Raw genomic sequence first — 1,600 nt, forward strand, 5'->3', positions numbered from 1 at the left:
CCCCCGGGGTCACCCCCATGGCGTACGCCACCGCGCCCGCGCCCAGCGCCACCGCGGGCCAGCGCGACACGCCCAGCAGCAGCAGCCCACCCAGGGCGACGCCCGACGGCAACCACACGGGACAGATGTGGCTCTGCTCCGCGGCCAGCGACAGGGCCACCCTCGCGGCCACCAGATACACCGCCGCCAGCGCGAGGACCTCCACGAGGCCCCGGACCGGGAACGCCGCCACACGGGCCTGAGGACGACCTTGGATGATGAATCCCCCCGTCCCTTCCGGGCCGTGACACCAGCGCCGGAGGAACATGCGTCATGCTAGCGGGGACCGCGGTGTGTTGCACCCCATCCGCCAGGACGCCCGCCCGGCGGGCAGGCGGTGTCCGGCAGGGGATGCAATGGACACCCTTGGGGGCCGTAGGAAGAGGCAAGGAGGAACGAAATCCATGTCGCGTCCCGGTCTTGCTGCGCTGCTGTCGTTCTTCATCCCCGGCGTGGGGCAGATCTACAACGGTGACATCCTGCGCGGGGTCTTCTGGCTCATCATCACCCCCGGCTTCTGGCTGGGCACGGGCGGCATCCTCGGCTGGGTGTGCCACGTCATCGCCGCGGCCACCGCCTACAACCGCGCCGAGGACAAGGAGCGGATGAGATACGGCATGGGCTAGTCACGCGATTCCGGAGCTCGGGAGCCCGAACGAGCGCGGACATGAAAAAGGGGCCCACCGGCCCCTTGCCCACCGCCGCCCCGGTGCCCTCATGGGCCGGGGCGGTGTCGTTGCATCAGCCTCAGGTGTTGAACGCGTCGGGCAACGGCTGCGGGCCCGGGATGATGCCGGCGATGTCGGGATCTTCTTCGCCCGGCCCGCGAGTCGGACGCTGGTCCTTCTCGGTCTTGCGCCCGGCCTTCTTGGCGTCCTTCTCGCGCTGCTTCTGCGCGCGCGCCATCTCCTTCTGCCGCTTCGTGGACCTTCCCTGCATGGAACCTCCTGGAAAACATTGGCCGAAAAAGAGGCCCGGCCCCGTCAAGGCCGGACCTCGTGGATGCGTGAAGAGCAGCCGAGCCGGTAGGCTCAGCCGACCGGGCGGACGTTCTCCGCCTGGAGCCCCTTGGGGCCCTTCTTCACCTCGAACTCCACCTTCTGGCCCTCGGCCAGGGTGCGGAAGCCGTCCGACTGGATGGCCGTGTGATGGCAGAACACGTCCGGACCACCGCTGTCCTGCGTGATGAAACCAAAGCCCTTCGCATCATTGAACCACTTCACCGTACCACTTGCCATGATCTGCTTCCTTGTCCCACTGGCAACCCTGCGAAATCGCCGGACTGCCCGCCGCCATATTTTGGGGCGAAGACCGCGCCTTAACCCTGAACAGGCATGAAGTCGAGCCGGGAACCACTCCCGGTCTCCCTCACGCCGACGAAGGTAACAACCTCGATCTCGGGGTGAAACGCCTTCTCGGGGCGGTACATTTCCCGCTGGCTGACGCTCCAGGCAACCAGGGGTGACAGGTTTCGGACCCGGCGGTGTTTTGGAATAGTTTCTACCCCCGAACACTTCCGCCTGGACGTGTCCTATCGTGGAGCCCGCCCGTCCCGCTCCAC

At 67.2% G+C, this 1,600-nt stretch carries 4 protein-coding genes; 1 reads left to right on the forward strand and 3 read right to left on the reverse strand.

The window, feature by feature from the left end:
- The coding region (locus D7V77_RS41895) for an MASE1 domain-containing protein (RefSeq protein WP_233597561.1) at window positions 1-232 on the reverse strand (232 nt) is incomplete at its 3' end.
- 211 nt (window positions 233-443) lie between these two features.
- Between D7V77_RS41895 and D7V77_RS41900 the strand changes: the two genes are divergently transcribed.
- Window positions 444-665 (forward strand): hypothetical protein, encoded by a 222-nt coding sequence (locus D7V77_RS41900; protein WP_120560975.1) that lies wholly within the window; start codon window positions 444-446, stop codon window positions 663-665.
- A gap of 121 nt (window positions 666-786) precedes the next feature.
- On the opposite strand, the gene D7V77_RS41905 is transcribed toward D7V77_RS41900, so the two are convergent.
- Both D7V77_RS41905 and D7V77_RS41910 read right to left on the reverse strand, forming a co-directional pair.
- Window positions 787-978, reverse strand: coding sequence for a hypothetical protein (locus tag D7V77_RS41905; RefSeq protein ID WP_120560974.1), 192 nt, complete (start codon window positions 976-978; stop codon window positions 787-789).
- A 92-nt stretch (window positions 979-1,070) separates the two neighbouring features.
- On the reverse strand, window positions 1,071-1,277 hold the full coding sequence (locus D7V77_RS41910; RefSeq protein WP_120547587.1) for a cold-shock protein: 207 nt from the start codon (window positions 1,275-1,277) through the stop codon (window positions 1,071-1,073).
- Between the last annotated feature and the right edge of the window lie 323 nt (window positions 1,278-1,600).

This window comes from Corallococcus sp. CA041A (genome assembly GCF_003612075.1).
Lineage (GTDB): Bacteria > Myxococcota > Myxococcia > Myxococcales > Myxococcaceae > Corallococcus > Corallococcus exiguus.

What these genes read in the sequence shown, in the direction of transcription:
- D7V77_RS41905 (WP_120560974.1), bottom strand. Translation starts at nt 978, where the DNA reads ATGCAGGGAAGGTCCACGAAGCGGCAGAAGGAGATGGCGCGCGCGCAG.
- D7V77_RS41900 (WP_120560975.1), top strand. Translation starts at nt 444, where the DNA reads ATGTCGCGTCCCGGTCTTGCTGCGCTGCTGTCGTTCTTCATCCCCGGC.
- D7V77_RS41910 (WP_120547587.1), bottom strand. Translation starts at nt 1,277, where the DNA reads ATGGCAAGTGGTACGGTGAAGTGGTTCAATGATGCGAAGGGCTTTGGT.